Source organism: Ekhidna algicida (assembly GCF_051379705.1).
Taxonomy (GTDB): domain Bacteria; phylum Bacteroidota; class Bacteroidia; order Cytophagales; family Cyclobacteriaceae; genus Ekhidna.
In genome coordinates this window covers 1470121-1489899 of sequence record NZ_CP179868.1, presented here as the reverse complement: position 1 = coordinate 1489899, position 19779 = coordinate 1470121, and the positions used below count along the sequence as shown (strand labels likewise).

Below are 19779 nucleotides of genomic sequence, written 5' to 3'. Positions count from 1 at the left end.
CTTATTGTTTAGTAAACTTTTGTTCCTTTTAAAAGCCATTTTCCCCATGACTTGTTGTACGTATGTACACTATCTGTTGGTGTATTGTTCACACCTACTACTTCATAGCCTTCATTTTTCCAACTGAAAATACCGCCATATAAGTTTTTCACATTGGTGAAACCCGCCTTCTTCAGTTTTTCACCCACTCGCTCACTTCGATATCCCACCGAGCAGTAGACAATCACTTCCTGATCCTTCGGAATGTCTTTGACCTGATCGATTTCAAATGCATCATAGTCCACGAAACGAGCACCATGTAGGTGACTAATCTCAAATTCTTCTATGGCACGCGTGTCTAGAATAACCACATCATCCATTCGAGGTTTTAGAGAATCCGCCTTTATTAGCGGTACCGTATTGCGGTACAAACTCGCAAGTTTTTCATCGTACGTTTTTTGTCCGCAGGAAGTCATGGCGGAAACCAAAAGAAGTATGAAGGGCGGTATCAGTTTTTTCATTTGTTCTTAGTTCGGACTTCAACCAGCAAAACTAATCCAGTCACAACATACTCGACAACAATAATGTGAATTGGAAGTTCAAATCCAGCTTGAGAATATCCGAGATACGTCAGGAAAATGAGAAATGACCAGACCACAGGGTACCAATAGCCGGACAAAATGCCTAATGCGACCAACGGCAGTATATACCATGGGTGAACGGTGGTTGCGAACAGAAGATACGCGGTGAGAACAAACATCAGAGTTTTTGGAACCGACCATTTTTTTAAGGTTCCAATGACTGATACTGTCAGGATGGAAACCACTGAAAAAACAGATAGTAGTGGCCCGATAAGTGCGATTTTGTTATATCCATAGATCCAAAAACCAATCTCCCTCGCGATGAAGTATATGCTGGCATTGAACTCGAAAGATCTAAAGTAGAGATCAAGACTTTCCCTCATCGCTATAATAAAAGTCTCATTGAATAATGGAAGTAATGTGGCTATTCCAATGATACCTGCGCCTATCGGGATCAACCATTTTTTTTCCTTAAGGCCTTTTAAGAACAAGAATGGAAGGTAGATTAATGGCAAAAGCTTTGTGCCAATAGCCAACCCAAATCCTATAGCTGAGAACCATTTTTTATTCTTCTCGAAGCAGTAGACGCCCAATAGTACAAAGAATATGACCAATCCTTCGAAATGTAAATTCCCTGTAAATTCAAGGATTACCAGTGGGTTTAGCCAAAACCAATAGGCCAGACTTTGTGATTTTCCATAGTGCTGTAGAAGCCTTCGCAGCAAGAAAAAGGATCCAACATCAGCAGCATAGAGGATAATTCGAATGGTATTTGCCGACACCAACCAATCACCTTTTGCGATAGTGACACTCACCCAAAAGATAAGTTGATTGAGCGGAGGATAAATGGTGAAGTAATTAGGCGAGTTGAGCTTTTCGAATAGTTCCTGGCTGATTCCTTCAATACCTTGATTCAGGTAGGAACCAGGAAGAGCTTCGAATGGATGAATGCCATTTTTCAGCAAAGTGCCATCCCAGATGAATCGGTATAGGTCGTCAGACAGGGTTGGCAAGCTGAGAAATAAAAGAACACGAATGATAATACCTGCATTGAAGAGCAGTCGATCGTTTTCCTGCTTCTGAAGAAGAAAAATGTAGCTAAAAAAAGCACTGCTATACGCTAATATTAAAGTAAAGGAAGCATGTCGCTCTATCCAATTTCCTATAGAAAAGATGGCGAGAATATAAATAGCCAGGAAGGTGTAGTAACCAGTTTTATGTTGATTAGGCATGCTTCATCGGTTTCACCGATAAGATAAAAACATATGCAAAACCAATCGCTAGCATCCCATGGAAAAGCATTAAGCCATAATCTTCGAGTTTGAAACCCGAGAAAATCCCATAAACGAAATAGATAGACAGCACACCTTCCATGAAAGTGACAGGTGTTAATACTTTGTTTAAGTATTGATTGCCTTTCCAGGAGTCGCCTTTAGACCGCACATTGAATTTGGGTGTACGCACAAAAGGTGTTTTTATTCCAAGATATCCTTCCACTACGGCGATGGAATTGTGCAGTGCCATTCCCATAGAGAAAGCAAGGAACATCGGGAAATTTTTAATGAAGTACCTAAATGTATACTCCGGGTGCGTCGCTTTCGCTGCTACCCAATAGAAAAACCCCATTGCCAGAAAGCCGATGATGAAAATGCTACCCAGATCAAAGACCAAGGCAAGATCGGGATTGTATTCTTTGATGTACAGCATAGGGATACTAAGTACCGCCGCGATCAGTAGGAGAAGGAATACGGAGCTATTGAGTAAATGAAAGACGGCTCGGATCTTATGGTTCCAGCCGATATTGGATGTCAGCACTTTACCAAGTGTCTTGCGAGCTGTTTCTGCTGCACCTTTGTTCCATCTATACTGCTGTGATTTTACTGCAGGGATCAACACGGGAAGTTCTGCCGGAGACTCAATCTCCTCACGATATACAAATTTCCAGCCTTTGAGTTGTGCGCGGTAGCTCAAATCCAAATCTTCTGTAATGGTATCATAATGCCAGCCACCGGCATCCTTTATGCATTCCTTTCGCCAAACGCCCGCTGTTCCATTAAAGTTGATGAAGCTTCCAGCATGCTCTCTGCCTTTTTGTTCTACAGTGAAATGGGCATCCAGCCAAAATGCTTGAATCTTAGTGAGCGAGCCATAATCAGTATTCAAATGGCTCCATTTAGTCTGAACCATTCCAACTTTTTCATTTTTGAATTTGGTCAATGTCCGCATCAAAAATTCCGGATTAGGCACAAAATCTGCATCGAAGATGGCAATAAATTCACCTTTGGCACGCTCCATTCCATAGGCCAGCGCACCAGCCTTATATCCGACTCTTTCCGACCGTCTTATGTGTTGAATGTCCCATCCGTTGGCTGCATATGCATTGACTTTCTTCTCAATGATTTTGACGGTCTGGTCATCAGAGTCGTCCAAGAGTTGTATTTCGAGTTTGTCTTTTGGGTATTGAATTTTGGTTACTGCATCGATCAGGCGCTCTACAACATATCGCTCGTTGAATATTGGGAGCTGAATAGTTACCATAGGATATTCGGAAAGTTCCTCCGGTAATTCCTCGATCTGCTTTTTGGCTTTTAAATAATGCCACGTGAGGTTGAACTGACCCAAGCTAAAGAGGCAAATGATCAACAATGTAACACCATACAATATGATAACTAACCACTCCACCTTTATAGATATTTAAAGATTGTATAAATGATTTTATAACCTGCTCCTAAGGTTCCACGAATCGTTCCGCTCACCTTAGAAACGCCAATTCTTTGTCTGTAATTCACAGGAATATCTAGCGTACGCAAATTTAGCTTAGATGCCTTTAATTGCATCTCCACTGTCCACCCATATGTTCGATCTTCCATACCAATTGTCTGGAGGCTTCCATATCGGATGGCTCGAAATGGTCCAAGATCCGTGTATTTTTTGCGATACAAAACCTTGATGAGAGTCGTAGCAAGCCAGTTGCCAAATATTTGTTGAGGAGTCATACTTCCTTTTTCTGTCTTTCCAAGAGATCTGGAGCCAATGACTAAATCAACTTCATTATCTATAATTGGTTTGACCAGATCAATTAATTGTTCTGGATAATCAGAATGATCTCCATCAAGAAAAACAACAATATCAGGTTGGGTTTCCGATTGTGCAATGTGCTCCATGCCTTTGAGACAGGCATTTCCATAGCCCCGGGTAGGCTCTTTTAAGGTCGTGGCACCTCTTGATTGAGCCTGAGCAAAAGTGTCATCCGTCGATCCATTGTCTACTACAATGACTTCAGAGACCCAATCTCTTGGGATTTCATCTATGACCAGACCAACTGCATTCTGTTCATTGAATGCAGGTATAATGACACGGATATCCGGCTTGTTCAACGGGTGCTTCTTTAATGAGCCGCAAAGGTATGTTTATCCAACCATTAAAAATGACTTTGCTGTGACACAAGCTATTGCTTCTGTTTATAGTTTTAGGGCAATGAATCACTATGAAGCTCTTGAAATTCAATCATCTGCTACGCCAGGTCAAATAAAAGCAGCCTATCGCAAGCAGGTCAAGCGATTTCATCCAGATATCAATCCTGATCCTGCAGCAGCAACCAGAATGATATTAATTAATGAGGCTTATGAAATACTGTCGGATTCTACCACAAGAAATCTTTATGATCTATTCCTATCTGGAGTCCCGGTAAAGACCGTACTAAAGGAAACAACACCTGAGCAAAAGTATCGTGCCGAGTACATCAGAGACCGGATTCGAAAGCAGCGGAACAGAATGGAACAGCAGTTTCGCTATAAGCAACGATTTTATCGCTATTTCAGGTTTGCAAACATGTTTTTCTTCGGCTTAGCATTAGTGCTCACATTCGACTATTATTATTCCTTTAGCGAGCACACATACGCAACAGGGCAAGTGATACTCAGGAGGTATGATACTTATATTCTTGCCAAGAATGGAGCTAATATTTCAACTGACCGTTCTTTTTATAGAGACTATATGTCTAGCTCTGCTCCGAATGTAGTTATCAGATATACCTCGATTTTAGATCTACCTCAAAAGGTTAGAGCAGTTGATGATGAAAGAGAATATTTTATTCACGGGACCATCTATTCATTCAGAAATACATTTTCTGTCATCATTTTTATTTTTTCATTGGTGGTGATAGGAAATAAGCGATACACGGACTTTCGACTGAGCTGTGGACTACTGTCTTCAATGTGTTTTCTCTACATTGTTCTCATGCTCGCCTCAATCTAAATCCTGCTATTCTTTTCTAACAAATACAAACCCCATGGCTTTTTCACCTGCAGAAATAACCGCGGTAAGCTTAGCTCCTTCAAGTGTATATTCAATTTTCTTTGGAAAATCATGCTGAGGATTTTCGCTGACAAATCCATTCTCCGAAACTGATGTGATTTTAAAATAGGTAGGTGCTCCATTACTGCTCACAAAGGCTACATAGTAGAGCTCTGAATCCTTTTCCACAATACTCAATTTCTCAACAAAAGTTGTGTCAGTCCCGGTCATGGATACACCAGTGCCCACAAACCCTTTTTTAGTTTCCTCCCATACTTCAAAGGCAGAATTACCTGGACGAACATTTTGTCTTTGCCAGGTACCTTTCAGCCATTTAAAGTCATTTATAGATTGGCCAACAGCAAACAGTGACGCAAACAGTGATAGACCTAAGAATAATGCCTTTTTCATCTTTTTTTAAGCAATGATAATAAGTCATAGAATGTAGGTATTGTAAAAACCCGACACTTACTTTTTGAGAAAAAAGTTGGCAAGATTTACTTCATCAAAACCATAGTTAGACGGCTCTTCTCCGGTAAATTCTTTGAAGTTCTTGATAAAGTGAGATTGATCAAAGAAGCCTGACTGAAGAGCTGTTCGGATCCATGAATCCTTTTGATCTTTTATTACTTCGAAGATGTAATTGAAACGGATGATGCGACAATAAAATTTTGGCGTTAGCCCAATTATTTTTTTGAATAAACGCTCCAATTGCCGGGTACTCAATTGAACATGATCGGCCATTTGCTCTATATCAATCATCCCATGTGATTCGTGAATTTCTTTAATGCATTGATCAATCTTAGGCTGCGGTTGCAGGTTTTGAAGCTGGTTTTTCATCCATTTTTCAACTAGCTCGACCCGATGAGCTATTGAATTTCCATGAGTTGATGTCCTAAGTTCGGTCGCAGGATCCCCGATTATAGCTTCTAATTCCAACACCTTGTCTGTGAAGGGAGAAACATCTAGATGAAAAAGCTGATAGAAGGCTGTTGGGTGGAGTTTTATTCCGACCATGCCAGATTTCCCAGTATTCTCTAAAAAGAAGAATTTACTGATCTGGCTGGAAAAGAGCAATGAAGATTGAGATTCCCATGTTCCGGACAAGTTGATCCGGTAGGACTCACCGTAGTGTATGATGATCTCACTGTAGCCATCCGGAATAATCTTTTGTGTGTGAATCGCAGGGTCATCATTTTCAAATACCCAGTATTCTTTTACCAATTGTTTGAGTGAATCTGCAGGAGCAAAACTTTCATAGTGCATAGTGCAAACTATAAATTTTGATGGGAGTGAGATGTTGGTGGAGCAAAATTCTGCAGCAGAAGTAAACTTTTTTAACTTTTATTCGTAATGTTGATATATCAATAATTAATAAATCAATATAATGATCAAATCTATTTTTTTCCTTTTAGGAATGAGTCTGTTTGCAGTAGCTGCAGCACAGACAGAAAATGAAATTAAAAAGACAGTAACCAGTTATGCCAAAGCAGGTGATAAGCAGGACGTGTCTATCTTAAAATCCCTACTCCATGATCAGCACAGATTGGTATGGCATGATGGGAGCAAAGCACCGTTTATTCTTGATAAAACAGGTTACATCTCAAAAATAGCAGCCAAAGAGTGGGGTGGAGATGAGAGGAAAATCACTATTGAATCAGTCGAAAATTTTGATGGTGTGAAAGTGACCGTGAAGGCTGTTTTGGATGGAAAGAAGTCTCAGATGAGATCAATTTTTTCTTTAATCAAAGTAGAAGGTGAGTGGAAAATAATCGAAGAACTTGTGAATGCAACTTTTAAAAGTTGATAGCTAAATTGTAGAAAATTGAACGCGATGAGTGAAATCGACAAACCGATACATGAAGTCTATTTCTTTTGGATGGACAGGACGATGAAAGCCTGGAAGAAAGCCTCCAATCAATTGTTTAGAGATCTTGGTATCAATATAACTTCAGATCAATGGATAATCTTAAAGAGGCTAAGTGAAGAAAAGGGATTGTCTCAGAGAGAACTAGCCCAATCTATTTCAAAAGATCCGGCATCCGTTACGAGAATTCTTGATCTCCTAGAGAAAGAAAAGCTCATTGAGCGTGTAAAGGCAGACCGAAGATCATTTACAATCAGTTTAACAACGGATGGTGAAGCTCTTATAAAAAGAGTCCTTCCAGAAGCAATTAAATACCGTGAGAAGGGAACCGAAGGAGTATCAAACGAGGAGATGGAAATCTTCCGCAGAGTGCTAGATAAAATACAAGATAATTTCAGTTCCTAAATTTTTGCCGATAAAATGATATATCAATAATTGATATGAAATATTTAATTCTATTTTCATTAATGTTTATGGTTCCTTCAACAAAAAAATTGGAGACTGAAGGTTTTGTGTTGGAATGGACTCACGCTACTGAGCATATTCAAATAAGTATCTCGGCCCCATCTACTGGATGGGTTGCCGTGGGCTTTACCACTGGGTCGAGCATTGTTAATACGAACCTGATTCAGGGACATGTTTCAGATGGAGAAGTTTTCATTCAAGATCAATTTGTTACCGACTTGGGAGAGCATCCACCAGTAGAAGCGTTGGCAGTAGCAGCTCGCATTTTTGACTTGTGTGGGGAGGAGAGAAATGGAACAACCACTTTGAAATTCAGCATCTACAAAACCAAAGTGGACAACCTCCATTGCGACCTTGCCGAGGGGAACACCATCAATGTTTGGCTTGCCTATAGTCTATCAGATGATTTTGACCATCATTCGAGAAGGAGAATACTTCGACGGATTATACTTTAGCTATTTAGAGCAATCGATTTTTTCACCCAGTCTATCAATTCGTCAGATTGAAAAATGTTTTCTGGTACAGAATAATAGGGCATTTACCATGTTTGGAGCTACCTTTTTTCAAATACTCCTGTTCAAGATCGCCAGTTGCCTTAAGCGCAATTTTTCCCTTTGAATCGACCATGCCAAACATTTGACCTTCATGGAAAAAACCATGACCTCCAAACATCTTTTTGGAAGTAACGCCCTGAATTAAACTTAGTTTTTCAAGAAATAGCTCGGCGGTAAGTTGAGCTTCATTGGAATGTTTATCACCTGTCTGTCCCATAGTTTTTCTGTAGGACGATCAAGGTAAATAGAATTGGACTATTTCATATCGTAAAATACACCTAGAGAATAGGAAGGCGCAGCGAATATGTTGGAAGCACTAAGAACGCTTGCTGTTGCAGCCGATACTCCTATTTTATCAGTGATGTAACCAGCGATTTCTGTCGTATATGCAACGTATTCTGTGTTATTGGAAAAGATGGTGGCTCCATCACTCAGCGCCGTTGATTCTGCCCCATTCCCAAAGGATTCTACAACATCAAGTCGCAGAATTGCCCAAATCTTATTGTTGAGAAATCCACCACCTACTTCTGCTCCAATCCGCATTTCATCAGAGAAGTTTTCAGTTCGATTATTGTATGCAGTGTAAATATTGGCATAGGCATTAACTGAGCCAACCTGAAAAGATTTACTTAAATCCAGTCGCATCATTTGATTGAATTCACCATCTCCTGTCTGAAGACTTCCGTCGCTTCCACCAGCTTCTTCACCAAGTGGTAGCCCAAGTAGCAAAGTGCCGGCAAGCACGAACTTGCTTCCTGCTTTGCTTATTCGATATTTAAGTGCAAGGTCTGTATCGCCAATTCCCGCCACCGATTCATTGGCATTTGCTGATTTGCTGTATGGCAGATTTACAATTGCTGTAAATCGATCGGTTACACCATATTCAGCAAATATCGAGGTGTTGAAAATTCCTTCTTTTATGGAAGCAGCCGTGTTGCCATTGAAGGTGTATTGCTTGGCAGCATTGACCCACCAATGAGAAACTTTATAGTAACCTGTTCCTTTTTGTTTGGTCCAGCCACCGCCTGCTAATGCGAGCGAGGATATAAAAAGCGTAATCGTGAGAGATAGAAAAAGTCGTTTCATAGTTTTTATTTAGATACTGAAATACCATCGTTACCGAGTAAAATTGGCTGGTTGAATCGCCCGTCCTCATCTCTGTTTTCGAGGTTCAAAACACCTCTCGGACAAACAGCGGAACAAACTCCACATCCAACGCATGAGGAACGCACAATGTTTTGGCCTCTTTGGGCATACGCTCGCACGTCAATCCCCATTTCGCAATAAGTGGAGCAATTCCCACAGGAGATACACTGCCCTCCATTTGTGGTTATTCTAAATCTGGATTTGAATCGCTGAACCAGGCCGAGGTAAGCTGCAAGCGGGCAACCAAATCGGCACCATACGCGATTTCCCATGAGCGGATAAAATCCGGTTCCTACTACACCAGAAAAGATGGATCCAATCATAAATCCATAGACTGTTCGAATGTTTCCACTGGAAAAACTAAAGTTATTGCCATCGACAGGCATGTACTTTGCAAATACAGAAACCTCACTAAACATTATACCTAATCCGAAAAATCCTACAATGCTAATTACTGTATTCCGTACTTTTTTACCGGACATATCCGGGTACTTTTTGCGATGGTAGAAGTAGAGTCCTCCGCCTAGCAGAGCAACTATTCCAAGGACCATCCATTTGCTGAAAGAGAGGTAAAAGTCGCCACCAAAGAAGTTGTAGAGGACCAGGCCTGTCATGATTACAGCAAAGACTAAAACCCCATGAATAATGATTCGTTCAATTTGCCATGCTTCTGTCGATTTATCCGAGAGCTGTCTAAAAGGGTCACCGGCTGTTTCAGCGAGTCCACCACATCCGCATACCCAAGAACAATACCATCGCTTGCCAAAGATGTAAACGAATACCGGTACACCAACAGCAAAGAGTGTGATCCCCCATACAAACATGAAAAGACCTAACCCACCGGATTGCGTCAATGTATTAATATGCCATGCGTCGAAGAAATCGTAATCCAGCGGCCACATGTTTTTGAAATCGAAATAAGGCTGATTTAGACGTACCAGAATTTCTGGAATGAGGAACGCAACGGCCAACTGAAAGAACATTACCGAGCAAGTACGAAATATCTGATATCGATTATGGCGATACTTTAAAATCATCCGTACGCCCATGACCAATACAGCAAATGTGTAGAGGAATCCATACAGAAACCATTGGCTGGATGAAGCTGACGGATTGATCAACTTTTGCAATGGATCAACAATGATGATCCAGTTGGTAATGTATGCGGGATAGAAGTAGAGAAGTATGTAAAATCCAATGAGTAAAAATCCGGTTAGCATTCCCATCCAGCCTCGATTGTTCAATGCATTGTGGAAAATATGGTTGTTTTTGATTCCCGGAGGTCCATGCAGTTTTATTTGCGGAAGTAGGAACATCAACGCTCCAATTGCACCAACCACATAGATCAGGAAGAATACCAAAAGTTTGTTTTCTGGTACAAAGCCTGAGGCAGATGCTCGAGCCAAAGATCCTGCGTAATCGTCGTAGATTACTTGATCCCATTTTTGCTCCGCACGAGCTTTGGCATTTACTTCATTTACTGTGGAGTTTATTGCATTTACAAATGGAATGCTTGATCCGTATTCTTTGCCAAAGACATCATCCAGTGCCGGCTTTAAGCTCTCCTGATGTTGCTCTTTTACTATTGAGCTGAACGTGTCTTCACTTATTGTGAAACTGGACATGAAAAAACTACTCAAGAAGAGCCCAAGAGAGAAAAGGAATAGAATAAGGCCTGTAAATCTGATTGCTTTCATTTTATGCGAATAGTTTTTCTAAGAATCCTTTTTTTCTGACACTAACTTGATTTTCAGGAAATTCACCATTGAATTTTTTCTGAATCTCACCTTCCCAATGTGTATAAAACTCAGGGTCGAAATTGGCATCTGCTAGGTTCGAAATAATGTAATTCAATGTTTTCTTTCCTTTCAGCCAATGATCCCAAACTTCATGTCTGCTACGCAATCCAAATAGATTGACGCCCTGAACCTCTTGTGAATCTTTTTTATAAATGATCTTAATACACTTCTCCTTGTCATCGCACTCCCAGTAAAATGAGCTGGAGTCTTCCGGACATTCAGGAGTAACTATCCCATAGTTTTGATATTCGATATCAAAAAATTTGGCAGAGTTGAACCAGACGCCTGGTTGATATTTTGTTTCATTCCCGGTTATGGTTCTGGCTACTGTTTCGCCCATCATACGGCCGACGTACCAAACAGCCTCAATGGGTCTTCGATGCGAAGGTGGATTTTTGAGTTGAGCGCAATCACCAATAGCATACACATCTGGAATGTTTGTTTGAAGGTTTTCATCTACCAGAATCCCTCTATCAGTATCTATCTTAGAATCTTTTACCAAGGCGATATTCGGATGTACTCCTACGGTAAGACCCACAAACTGACAGTCAATTACCTCACCCGTTTTTGTTTTGACACCTTTTACCCTGCCATTTCCATCATCAAGTATTTCTTCCAATTCGGTTTCTTGCCTTAGGTCAATCCCTTGCTTAGCAAGATGATTGTCAATCAATGTGGCTTCTTCTTTTGGTAGCATGTTTCCCCAAAAATGTTCCTCTCTTATAAGATATGTGACTGGAATATGCCTTGAATGAAGCATTTCGGCCATTTCAACACCTATAAGACCACCACCAAGGATCACAGCACGTTTTAAGTCTTTGGTGTTTTCTTCCATCAATTCAAGGTCCTGGTAGGAGTAGAGTCCCTGCACACCTTTCAAATCCTGCCCTGGCCATCCGAAGAAATTAGACTGACTGCCTGTTGCCAGAATAAGCTTGTCATAATTCATTGGTTCAGCTCCTTCAAATTGAATCTCCTTTTGGTCAAAATCAACTGACTCAACCCAGGCTCTTTTCAGGTTTATCTTGTTTTTCTCCCAAAACCAATCTTCATAAGGCTTGGTATTCTCATACTTCATGTGCCCCATGTAGATGTACATGAGTGCCGTTCGTGAAAAGAAATGATCGGTTTCGCCGGAGATGACGGTGATCTCATCATTCGAAAGTTTTCGAATATGGCGAGCGGCAGTAATGCCGGCAACACCATTTCCAATAATGACAATTTTCTGCATTTGGTAGTTTAAAAGTCAATAATACGTTGATGTGCTATTTGGTAGCTCTTAAGTTACGAAGAACCATCACCGATTGTCAAGCTATTGACATACTTTGATGAATTAGAAAAAATTGATTTCACACCGCAAGTATTCGCGCATCTGTTGCGTCTAAGACTACCACCAAATATGGAATTTGAATGGAGTGATAGTTGACATATCCTCTATGACTGCCCTGTCATGTGACAGGGCTTCTTTTTATTAATCCCATTGTCATTTGGTTGACAAAAAAATCTTTAAACCTTCCTGATCTTATTTTGGTTATTTACGTACCACATATTGGTGATTAGGTGAAATGGGTGGGTTAGCGTGCAAAGGCACGTTTCTATTCGGTTAGGTTAGGTTACGATTATCCCACTCATATTTTAGGGACCCTCCCAGGGTCCCTTTTTTTATAAAAGAACTTCTTTGGGTATATGTAAATAATCCTGCAGAGATCCTTTCGAAATCATTGATTTTGGCTCTCCTACGAGCATTTCTTTTCCAAAATCCATACACCAAAAAACATGGCAAGCTTTTGCTGATAGTTGTATTTCATGAGTTGAAATGAGTACTCCTTTTCCACTTTTGGCGATTTTCTTAAGTAATTCCAATACTTCAATCTTATTCTTAAGGTCTAGATGTGAGGTTGGCTCATCCAGGATGATTAATTCAGTGTCTTGCGCCAAAGCTCGAGCAATCATTACCTTTTGGAGCTGTCCATCGCTAAGCTCAAAAAGCCTTTTGTTAGCGAGGTAATTGATCTCCATTTGATCGATGGCCTCATCAATTTTTGTTTTATCCTCATTCTTGAGATTACCCAGCCAACCGGAATATGGATGCCTCCCTAATGCAATGAGTTCAATAACAGAAAGGTTTAATGAATCTGGTTTTCCGGTAAGCACCACACTTATTTTCTTGGCTATTTGCTTAGGATTTTGCTCATTTATTTCCTTTTCGCTTAAAAGAATTTCTCCTTTCAAACGAGGCTGAAGTCCGCAAATAGTCCGGATAAAAGTTGATTTTCCAACACCATTTTGTCCTACCAGCCCAACCAGTTGACCTGACTCAATAGACAAGTTGATGTTCTTCGCTAGCACCTTACCTGCTCCATAACCAATGTCAAGATTTTTTATTTCAAGAAGTCCCATCAGAATGTGTAGTTAAGATTAGACTTTCTCAAAATCAACCATATCACAAATGGAGCACCAAATAAGGAGGTTACTGCATTTATGGGTAATGTCTCCTGCATTCCAGGAAGTTGGGCTAGTATGTCAAATACGATTAGTAAAATGCTACCAAGCAGAATCACCAATGGTGTGAGCAATAGATGATTTCCGGTATTGAAAAGCATACGAGCTATGTGAGGAACCGCTAATCCGATAAATGCAATAGGTCCGCAAAAAGCTGTGATTGTTCCAGCAAGCAAGCTTGTATTGATGATGATAAGCATGCGAGATTTTTTCAGATTTAGTCCAAGCGATTCCGCATAGTTTTCACCAAGTAATAGCGCATTTAGAGGTTTAGATAGGAGAAAAGACAGGATAAGTGATACTATGATAACTGGCATCATTATTTTTAATTCACTCCAGGAAAGACTCCCGAGACTCCCGAATGTCCATATGACATATGCCTGAATGTTTTCTGCTTGGCTGAAATATTGAAGAATGCTAACCAAGGCGCTCACCGCAGATCCAAACATCAGACCGATAATCAACAATGAAATACCGGACCTTATCCTAAAAGAGGCAACCAGCACTACTGATAAAACAATAAATGAACCTAGCCCAGCTGCACCAACCAATAGCCAGCTTCGCCCAATTCCCGTCATCTCAATGAAGCCACCTAACCAAAAACCTAAAAATATGACCAGTGCAACGCCCAATCCAGCGCCAGAACTAATGCCCAGAATGAATGGTCCGGCTAAAGGATTGCGAAAAAGCGTTTGCATTTGTAGACCACTAATAGCTAACGCACTACCAGCAAGCATGGAGGTTAAGGTCTTTGGAATTCGAAAGTTCTGAATAATGTTAGACCAAACTTCATTGTCGGACGACCCTAAGAAGTGATTTATCACAAAACCAAATGGAATCTGAACAGAGCCGAGTGATATGCTTAAAACAAAGCATATAAGTAAGATTAGAGTTAGTAGTAGAAACACTACCCTCCATTTCTTTTTCGACTCGTCCAGTTGAGATTCTATCATTTTATGTTCTGGAAATATACCTTCTCATAGTCCGGCAGCAATTCTGGATGTAATATTTTAATCAAATCGGAGAGTACCAAGTCAGGCCGTGAATAGCCCGATTCAAAAAAATCATATCCACCATTCGGACCAATTTTCTTGTTATAGTTATACACCTCTCCGCCTTCAAAGGCTTTAAAAGTTGTGTATCGTTCATCCTGTCCTTTCATTTCATCCATGGTGTTTAATGTAGAGGTGCCTATCCAATAATCTGCGTCATTTCCTTTTTCATACACAGCTTCAAAGCTTAGCTCCAACCACCCTGAAGTAGTATCTGCGTCCCAGAGGTATTCTCCTCCAGCATTATTGAAAAAAGTAGCAGCCCAATTATTTCCTCCGGGCAAAAACCAGGTGTCACCATAAACCACGCCACTTAAAATGCTCGGTTTTGTTGTCACCGTTCCGGCCAATTCCGTGAGACGATTGTATTCATTTGCGATCTCGGTAAAGATTGAGTCCGCTTTTTTCTCCTTATTAAGCAATGCTCCAAAGAACTTAATCCATTCAGCTCTGCCCAAAGGTGATTGCTCCAGAAAATCTGAATTATAATAAACGGGAATTCCGGCTTCTTGAATTTTTGCCAAAGTTTTAGACTCACCACCCATATCGAAGGCAACCACAGCATCTGGATTGATTCCCAAAAGCAATTCCATATTCATGTTTCCGTCAGGACCTAAATCTGTAAGCAATCCTGCATTTGCCCTTTCAATGAAGACTTCCGAGCTTATATAGTTGAGGTTTGGAAACCCAACAACCAACTCCTCGGATCCTAGCATTTCAAAGAAAGGAAGGTGGGAAGTGGAGGTACATACAATTCGTTTAGGATTATCATCCAAGCGGTACCTGATAGACTCAGTAGCTTCCGGCCAAGGTTCAGCGATCACAAGGTATCTACTTCCTCCTTCTTCAGTTTCAAAGTGAAAACCTTTAGCATATTGTACGGTTTGCACGCTTGAAACAGTAGATTCTTCTTGCTTTGGAAGAGAGCATGCGCTGATTAGAAGGATTATTCCGAAAGCGATTTTATTCATACCTTCAAAAGTAGTTCATCAACTCGGTAAGTTGCTTAGATTTGCCCTTGACTTGGTTTCAATTCCATCAATGGATGGAGGAGAATTAATAGGGAATCTCGTGATCGATTTAAGGTTGAAATTCGAGAGCTGTCCCCGCAACTGTAAGTCTTTAGAATGTTTTGGCCATATCTATTCCACTGTCCTTAAATGGATGGGAAGGAAGCCAAAAACGAGACAAGCCAGGAGACCTGCCAAATCAATTTTTTAATTCTAAGCTTCGGGTGAAGGCAGAGGAAGGGGTTAACTCCATTCTTTCTACGAGGCTCATAGTATCAAAACAACTATGAGAAAACTACAATTAATCATTGCACTTGCGTGCATGGGATGGACTGTCAAGGCGCAGGACTCCCTCAAGACCGTCCAGTTGGATGAAGTGGTGATCACAGGCACCAAAACTGAAATTCCTGTCGAAAAATCGGGTAAATCTATTTTCAAGATTACAAGAAAGGACATTGAGGAAAGTGGCAGCAGAAGTGTTACAGATATACTCAACAATGTCCCAGGATTGCAAATGGATGGAAATTTCGGCCCATTAGGCACGAATATCAGCTATTTCATTCGAGGCGCTTCAAGCAAGAGTACTCTCATCTTGGTTGATGGAATCCCATTTAATGATCCCTCGGGCATCGATCAGACGTATGATTTGCGTTTGATCGATTTAAGTCAAGTTGAATCAATAGAGATTCTAAAAGGAGGACTAAGTACGCTTTATGGAACCGGAGCTGCCGCGGGTGTGATAAACATCACCTTGAAGCAAGCAAGTAAAAACGGGATTGACGGATCTGTTGGATTAGAGTACGGCAGCTTTAATACTGTGCGTCATAACTTAAATCTTACTGAAAAGATTGGGTCGGTCAGTTACTTATTCAACCTGGGATACAAGCGTTCGGATGGGTTTTCAGCTGCGTTGGATGAGTCCGGTAGTGGCAATTTTGATAATGATGGTTTTGAAGGCTTCAATACCTTGGCTAAGATAGGATATGAGCTTTCAGATGATATTTCATTATCATTTACAGGCGCATTAGATGATTTTGGGTATGATTTCGATGTAGCGGAATTCACCGATTCGCCTGACAACACCGCTGATTATCAACAGTGGAGATACGGTCTTTCATCGAAGATTAAGGTAGGGCAAACAAAAATCAAAACTGATTTATTTTTCTCTAAGCTGAATAGATTCTTCAATACACCGGCTGGTTTTTCGCCAACTACAGAATATGATGCAGACAATATTCAGGCAGAAATACTTGTAGATCAAAATTTGAAAGATAATTTGAAATTGATTGGAGGTGTGAACTTTCAAAAACTGGCATATTCTCAACAAGATGTTGAAGAGACGGATTTTAGTCTAATAGATCCTTATGCGAGTTTGATTTATGCTCAATCAGATTTTAATGTACAAGTCGGTGGTAGATTAAATCAGCATAGCGAGTACGGATCAAACTTTGTCTATAACATCAATCCTTCTTATTTGCTCTCATTCAATTCATTGGATTTAAAAATCTTTTCTTCCTATTCAACCTCATTCATCACTCCATCTCTTTTCCAGCTTTTTGGACCTTTTGGCGCTAATCAAGGATTGCAACCTGAGGAATCTGAGTCTATAGAAGGCGGAGTATCTTTTTTTGGTGATACATTCAAATTTGAGGCCGTTTACTATCGAAGGAGAGATGAAAATCTAATCGTATTTGGAGTAAATGGATATGAAAATGCTGGTGGTGAAATCAACACAGATGGAATAGAATTGAATGGCGAGTTTACCTGGAGTGAACAAGTGAGTTTGACTGGTAATTATACCTATGTGAGATTGTTGGATGAAAGTGTGCTTTTCAGGATTCCTGAGCATAAATACGGCGTATCGGTTAACTACAAGCCAATCCGTGCTCTATCGCTAAAAACGTCATATTTACATACAGGAGATAGAAATCAACCGTTTTTCAATCCAAGCACATTTGCAACAGAAATCATTGAAACAGCAAGTTTTGATTTAGTAGATTTCTTTGCTGCCTATCAGCTTAAAAGGTTAACGATATCAGTTGCAGTAAATAATATTTTTGATGAAGACTTCATTGCTCAATACGGATTCACCGCAATTGGAAGAAACTACAATGCGGGTTTGAGGTACAGTTTTAATTAAACAATTCTTCAACAGCTTTGCGCACAGATATTTTTTGGGAGGAGATAAGCTCCTCCCTTTTTTTAATTTCCTCTTTTATCGAAGGTTGGCCGTAAAAGCTATCTTCCAGCCGAGCATGAATTCGCTCATGGAACCACTTGATCGCTTGTCTCTTCCTGTTTTCTTCAAACCAACCGTTGGATCTTGTGTGATTTTCATATTTCTCAATTTCTTCCCATATAGCTTCTATTCCTGTTTTTTCGGTAGCAGAGCATAGGCCAACCGGAACAACCCAATTTGACTCATTAGGTGGAAATAAATGGACGGCATTTTTGTAATCGTCCTTAGCTCTTTTTGCAGCTTTTAGATTTTCCTTATCAGCCTTGTTTATAAGGATGTGATCTGCCATTTCCATAATTCCTCGCTTAATTCCCTGAAGTTCATCTCCACCACCGGCTAGCATCAGCAGCAAAAAATAATCAACCATATCCTTGACGACTGTCTCACTTTGACCCACACCAACAGTTTCTATGATAATGACCTCAAAACCAGCTGCCTCGCAAAGTAATATTGCCTCACGGGTGCTGGAAGCTACACCTCCTAAGCTGGAGCCTGATGCAGATGGGCGGATGTATGCGTTTGGATCTCTTGATAATTCATCCATTCTTGTTTTATCACCAAGGATGCTCCCCTTAGTTCGATGACTACTCGGGTCGATGGACAACACAGCCACCTTCTTTCCCATGTTGGTTAGCATCTTTCCAAAGGCTTCAATGAAAGTACTTTTACCCACACCAGGAACACCAGTGATACCAATTCTTAGCGATTCCTGTCTAGTATTTATGATTTTGTCTATCAATTCAGCGCTCAACTTACGATCATCAGCCCTTTTGCTTTCCACTAAAGTGATGGCTCTACTCAAAAAAACCCTATTCCCGTGCAATAGGCCATTTATTAAGTCTTGTAGATGAATATCAGGTGTTCGCCGAAAAGTTGAATCCATAAGACGATTATTAAAGTTTTTATTGCGTAATTTGAAGAAAAAATTGAATTCTTCTAATATGTCGATTGTGATCGTTAGTGAGAAATGTTTTAATTGCATATATAATCTTAACTGACTAACCTACCAACAATTAGATAATGTTTAGAAGATTCTGGCAAGATGTAATTCTCGGAACAATTTTTATTATGGGCTTGATGCTGTTCGTAGGAACAGTAGTCTCGAAAGCAAAGATCTTTGACATATTTGATCCAATTGGAGATGCCTTTGGTGACATGGAGTTTACAGATATTTACTTTTCGCAACTTCTGGATGATCCAGTAGCTGACGAAAATGTAGTAATGGTAAATGTGGGGTTAGAGCCAAGAGCAGGAATCGCAATTCTTTTAGATTCAATCAGTAAGTATGATCCAGCTGTTATCGGTGTCGATTTGATATTCGATTATTTGAAGGAAGATACACTGGGAGACATCATGTTGGCTGAAGCTTTAGGGCGAGTTGAGAATTTGGTTATGGTGAATAAATTATCTTATTCACTCAACAACACTTCTGAAATTCAGGATTCAGTAGAATGGTCGCATCCTTTTTTTACTTACAATGCTGTACCAGCTTTTGCTAATCTGATTACAGATGCAGAAGTACAGGAAGATTTGAAAATGTGTAGAGAATTCCCACCGCAGTTAGATCTACTAGATGGGAGCAACCATGTTTCTTTTGGAGTTACTTTATCAAGTTATCTATCAGCTGAAAAAGCTGAAAAGTTTCTTAATAGAGGAAATGAAAAAGAAGTAATTAACTATCGTGGTAATGTTCTCGACTATGGAGCGACAAAGTTTGGAAATAAGTATTTTGCTCTTGACGTATGGGATATTTACAATGGGAATTTTATACCAGAAATCATTAAAGACAAAGTGGTTATTTTCTGTTTTCTGGGGGAAGAATTAGGTGATAGAGAAAATTTTGAAGATAAGTTTTTCACCCCATTAAATGGTACTTATGTTGGAAGAGCATTTCCAGACATGTATGGAGGAGTCATTCATGCCAACATTGTGTCGATGGTTTTAAATGAAGATTATATCTTTTATTTAAAGGATTGGCAAAAATGGATAGTGATGATCATCGGACTTTTTATCAATATCATGATGTTCACATGGATTTATAAAAAGCTACCCAAGTGGTATGACGGAATCACTAAATTGATTCAAGCGGTTGAGTTCGTTGGGATTATTTACATCATGGTTTATATGATGGACTTGTACAGTGTCAAATTGGATCTTACATATCTACTGTTCGCAGTAGCAATTTCGGGCGATGGCCTGGAAGTATTTTTCGGAGTGGTGAAAAATTCACTCTCCAAAGAAGGAAGAAAAGAATTATTTAAAGTATCACGATTATAAATTTTTTGAACG

General features: G+C 40.1%; 20 protein-coding genes and 1 riboswitch. Of the genes, 6 read left to right on the top strand and 14 right to left on the bottom strand.

The annotated features are described in order from the left end of the window. Positions 1 to 8: 8 nt before the first annotated feature. From ACL8WY_RS06395 to ACL8WY_RS06380, 4 genes are read right to left on the bottom strand one after another with little or no spacing between them, the layout of a single operon-like run. Positions 9 to 500 carry a rhodanese-like domain-containing protein gene (locus ACL8WY_RS06395; RefSeq protein WP_436517596.1) on the bottom strand — a complete coding sequence of 164 codons (492 nt, stop codon included), beginning with the start codon at positions 498 to 500 and terminating at the stop codon, positions 9 to 11. After that, positions 497 to 1792: a glycosyltransferase 87 family protein gene (locus ACL8WY_RS06390; RefSeq protein WP_436517595.1), complete on the bottom strand. Its 1296-nt coding sequence runs from the start codon at positions 1790 to 1792 to the stop codon at positions 497 to 499. The genes ACL8WY_RS06395 and ACL8WY_RS06390 overlap by 4 nt, the downstream gene beginning before the upstream one ends. Next, positions 1785 to 3242, bottom strand: a complete 1458-nt coding sequence (locus ACL8WY_RS06385; protein WP_436517594.1) for a cellulose synthase family protein — start codon at positions 3240 to 3242, stop codon at positions 1785 to 1787. Before ACL8WY_RS06385 ends, ACL8WY_RS06390 begins: the two co-directional genes overlap by 8 nt. A 2-nt stretch (positions 3243 to 3244) precedes the next feature. Next, positions 3245 to 3937 (bottom strand): glycosyltransferase family 2 protein, encoded by a 693-nt coding sequence (locus tag ACL8WY_RS06380; protein ID WP_436517593.1) that lies wholly within the window; start codon positions 3935 to 3937, stop codon positions 3245 to 3247. On the opposite strand from ACL8WY_RS06380, the gene ACL8WY_RS06375 reads away from it, so the two are divergent. Continuing rightward, on the top strand, positions 3912 to 4817 hold the full coding sequence (locus ACL8WY_RS06375) for a J domain-containing protein (RefSeq protein WP_436517592.1): 906 nt from the start codon (positions 3912 to 3914) through the stop codon (positions 4815 to 4817). The genes ACL8WY_RS06380 and ACL8WY_RS06375 overlap by 26 nt on opposite strands. A 6-nt stretch (positions 4818 to 4823) precedes the next feature. Here ACL8WY_RS06375 and ACL8WY_RS06370 read toward each other — a convergent pair whose 3' ends face one another. Both ACL8WY_RS06370 and ACL8WY_RS06365 read right to left on the bottom strand, forming a co-directional pair. After that, positions 4824 to 5267 (bottom strand): DUF6265 family protein, encoded by a 444-nt coding sequence (locus ACL8WY_RS06370; RefSeq protein ID WP_436517591.1) that lies wholly within the window; start codon positions 5265 to 5267, stop codon positions 4824 to 4826. Positions 5268 to 5324: 57 nt separating this feature from the next. After that, positions 5325 to 6122, bottom strand: coding sequence for a DUF6597 domain-containing transcriptional factor (locus ACL8WY_RS06365; protein ID WP_436517590.1), 798 nt, complete (start codon positions 6120 to 6122; stop codon positions 5325 to 5327). 121 nt (positions 6123 to 6243) lie between these two features. Here ACL8WY_RS06365 and ACL8WY_RS06360 point away from each other — a divergent pair, with 121 nt between their 5' ends. Genes ACL8WY_RS06360 through ACL8WY_RS06350 form a run of 3 tightly spaced genes read left to right on the top strand, consistent with a single transcriptional unit; the run spans position 6244 to position 7643 of the window. Continuing rightward, complete coding sequence (locus ACL8WY_RS06360; RefSeq protein WP_436517589.1) at positions 6244 to 6663, top strand: nuclear transport factor 2 family protein; 420 nt, start codon at positions 6244 to 6246, stop codon at positions 6661 to 6663. 27 nt (positions 6664 to 6690) lie between these two features. Continuing rightward, complete coding sequence (locus tag ACL8WY_RS06355) at positions 6691 to 7128, top strand: MarR family winged helix-turn-helix transcriptional regulator (protein WP_436517588.1); 438 nt, start codon at positions 6691 to 6693, stop codon at positions 7126 to 7128. A 35-nt stretch (positions 7129 to 7163) separates the two neighbouring features. Further along, on the top strand, positions 7164 to 7643 hold the full coding sequence (locus tag ACL8WY_RS06350) for a DOMON domain-containing protein (protein WP_436517587.1): 480 nt from the start codon (positions 7164 to 7166) through the stop codon (positions 7641 to 7643). Between the two features lie 34 nt (positions 7644 to 7677). On the opposite strand, the gene ACL8WY_RS06345 is transcribed toward ACL8WY_RS06350, so the two are convergent. The 7 genes from ACL8WY_RS06345 to ACL8WY_RS06315 form a co-directional block, all read right to left on the bottom strand. Then, the gene (locus ACL8WY_RS06345) at positions 7678 to 7959 is read right to left on the bottom strand and encodes a TfoX/Sxy family protein (protein ID WP_436517586.1); all 282 of its coding nucleotides are present in this window, start codon (positions 7957 to 7959) and stop codon (positions 7678 to 7680) included. 38 nt (positions 7960 to 7997) lie between these two features. Further along, positions 7998 to 8828 carry a hypothetical protein gene (locus tag ACL8WY_RS06340; RefSeq protein WP_436517585.1) on the bottom strand — a complete coding sequence of 277 codons (831 nt, stop codon included), beginning with the start codon at positions 8826 to 8828 and terminating at the stop codon, positions 7998 to 8000. Between the two features lie 5 nt (positions 8829 to 8833). Then, entirely contained in the window at positions 8834 to 10585 is a 1752-nt protein-coding gene (locus tag ACL8WY_RS06335; RefSeq protein WP_436517584.1) for a 4Fe-4S binding protein, read from the bottom strand. A gap of 1 nt (position 10586) precedes the next feature. Next, on the bottom strand, positions 10587 to 11918 hold the full coding sequence (locus ACL8WY_RS06330; protein WP_436517583.1) for an NAD(P)/FAD-dependent oxidoreductase: 1332 nt from the start codon (positions 11916 to 11918) through the stop codon (positions 10587 to 10589). Positions 11919 to 12349: 431 nt separating this feature from the next. Then, complete coding sequence (locus tag ACL8WY_RS06325) at positions 12350 to 13087, bottom strand: ABC transporter ATP-binding protein (protein ID WP_436517582.1); 738 nt, start codon at positions 13085 to 13087, stop codon at positions 12350 to 12352. Next, positions 13087 to 14142, bottom strand: a complete 1056-nt coding sequence (locus ACL8WY_RS06320; RefSeq protein WP_436517581.1) for an iron chelate uptake ABC transporter family permease subunit — start codon at positions 14140 to 14142, stop codon at positions 13087 to 13089. Before ACL8WY_RS06320 ends, ACL8WY_RS06325 begins: the two co-directional genes overlap by 1 nt. Continuing rightward, positions 14139 to 15212 carry an ABC transporter substrate-binding protein gene (locus ACL8WY_RS06315; protein WP_436517580.1) on the bottom strand — a complete coding sequence of 358 codons (1074 nt, stop codon included), beginning with the start codon at positions 15210 to 15212 and terminating at the stop codon, positions 14139 to 14141. The genes ACL8WY_RS06320 and ACL8WY_RS06315 overlap by 4 nt, the downstream gene beginning before the upstream one ends. A 36-nt stretch (positions 15213 to 15248) precedes the next feature. Continuing rightward, positions 15249 to 15464, top strand: a riboswitch (cobalamin riboswitch). Positions 15465 to 15537: 73 nt separating this feature from the next. On the opposite strand from ACL8WY_RS06315, the gene ACL8WY_RS06310 reads away from it, so the two are divergent. Continuing rightward, on the top strand, positions 15538 to 17391 hold the full coding sequence (locus tag ACL8WY_RS06310) for a TonB-dependent receptor plug domain-containing protein (RefSeq protein WP_436517579.1): 1854 nt from the start codon (positions 15538 to 15540) through the stop codon (positions 17389 to 17391). On the opposite strand, the gene meaB is transcribed toward ACL8WY_RS06310, so the two are convergent. After that, a complete protein-coding gene (gene meaB / locus ACL8WY_RS06305) occupies positions 17384 to 18373 on the bottom strand; it encodes a methylmalonyl Co-A mutase-associated GTPase MeaB (protein ID WP_436517578.1) in 990 nt (329 codons plus the stop codon). The two genes, ACL8WY_RS06310 and meaB, sit on opposite strands and share 8 nt — an antisense overlap. Before the next feature lie 137 nt (positions 18374 to 18510). On the opposite strand from meaB, the gene ACL8WY_RS06300 reads away from it, so the two are divergent. After that, on the top strand, positions 18511 to 19767 hold the full coding sequence (locus ACL8WY_RS06300) for a CHASE2 domain-containing protein (protein ID WP_436517577.1): 1257 nt from the start codon (positions 18511 to 18513) through the stop codon (positions 19765 to 19767). Positions 19768 to 19779 lie beyond the last annotated feature (12 nt).

Coding starts and splice junctions, on each gene's coding strand:
- ACL8WY_RS06395 (WP_436517596.1), bottom strand. CDS start 500: ATGAAAAAACTGATACCGCCCTTCATACTTCTTTTGGTTTCCGCCATG.
- ACL8WY_RS06390 (WP_436517595.1), bottom strand. CDS start 1,792: ATGCCTAATCAACATAAAACTGGTTACTACACCTTCCTGGCTATTTAT.
- ACL8WY_RS06375 (WP_436517592.1), top strand. CDS start 3,912: ATGACACGGATATCCGGCTTGTTCAACGGGTGCTTCTTTAATGAGCCG.
- ACL8WY_RS06370 (WP_436517591.1), bottom strand. CDS start 5,267: ATGAAAAAGGCATTATTCTTAGGTCTATCACTGTTTGCGTCACTGTTT.
- ACL8WY_RS06365 (WP_436517590.1), bottom strand. CDS start 6,122: ATGCACTATGAAAGTTTTGCTCCTGCAGATTCACTCAAACAATTGGTA.
- ACL8WY_RS06360 (WP_436517589.1), top strand. CDS start 6,244: ATGATCAAATCTATTTTTTTCCTTTTAGGAATGAGTCTGTTTGCAGTA.
- ACL8WY_RS06355 (WP_436517588.1), top strand. CDS start 6,691: ATGAGTGAAATCGACAAACCGATACATGAAGTCTATTTCTTTTGGATG.
- ACL8WY_RS06350 (WP_436517587.1), top strand. CDS start 7,164: ATGAAATATTTAATTCTATTTTCATTAATGTTTATGGTTCCTTCAACA.
- ACL8WY_RS06345 (WP_436517586.1), bottom strand. CDS start 7,959: ATGGGACAGACAGGTGATAAACATTCCAATGAAGCTCAACTTACCGCC.
- ACL8WY_RS06340 (WP_436517585.1), bottom strand. CDS start 8,828: ATGAAACGACTTTTTCTATCTCTCACGATTACGCTTTTTATATCCTCG.
- ACL8WY_RS06335 (WP_436517584.1), bottom strand. CDS start 10,585: ATGAAAGCAATCAGATTTACAGGCCTTATTCTATTCCTTTTCTCTCTT.
- ACL8WY_RS06330 (WP_436517583.1), bottom strand. CDS start 11,918: ATGCAGAAAATTGTCATTATTGGAAATGGTGTTGCCGGCATTACTGCC.
- ACL8WY_RS06325 (WP_436517582.1), bottom strand. CDS start 13,087: ATGGGACTTCTTGAAATAAAAAATCTTGACATTGGTTATGGAGCAGGT.
- ACL8WY_RS06320 (WP_436517581.1), bottom strand. CDS start 14,142: ATGATAGAATCTCAACTGGACGAGTCGAAAAAGAAATGGAGGGTAGTG.
- ACL8WY_RS06315 (WP_436517580.1), bottom strand. CDS start 15,212: ATGAATAAAATCGCTTTCGGAATAATCCTTCTAATCAGCGCATGCTCT.
- ACL8WY_RS06310 (WP_436517579.1), top strand. CDS start 15,538: ATGAGAAAACTACAATTAATCATTGCACTTGCGTGCATGGGATGGACT.
- meaB (WP_436517578.1), bottom strand. CDS start 18,373: ATGGATTCAACTTTTCGGCGAACACCTGATATTCATCTACAAGACTTA.
- ACL8WY_RS06300 (WP_436517577.1), top strand. CDS start 18,511: ATGTTTAGAAGATTCTGGCAAGATGTAATTCTCGGAACAATTTTTATT.